Source organism: Tamlana crocina, assembly GCF_012037625.1.
Genome location: NZ_JAAVJS010000762.1, coordinates 1 through 301, shown reverse-complemented (window position 1 = coordinate 301; position 301 = coordinate 1). Strand labels below are relative to the sequence as shown.

Annotated in this window: 1 pseudogene; it reads right to left on the bottom strand. The window is 46.8% G+C overall.

Going from position 1 to position 301, the window contains the following annotated elements:
• Positions 1-301 (bottom strand): annotated as a pseudogene (locus HC176_RS18895) (5-(carboxyamino)imidazole ribonucleotide mutase); the annotation flags it as partial.

Genomic DNA, 301 nt, shown 5'->3' with positions numbered 1-301 from the left:
TTCTACTTTTTGCTTCAGGCTTTCTTTGTAATCTACAACTTTTTGAAGTATTTCAGGGGAAGAGCTGCCAAGAATTTGGGCAGCGAGAATGCCTGCATTTGTCGCACCATTCAGAGCAACTGTGGCTACAGGTACTCCTCCTGGCATTTACAAAATGGAGAGTACAGAATCCCAGCCATCTATGGAATTACTCGACTTAACGGGTACTCCAATTACAGGTAATGGCGAAAGAGAAGCGATCATTCCCGGGAGATGCGCTGCGCCGCCAGCACCTGCAATGATGACACTGATGTCCCGTAAA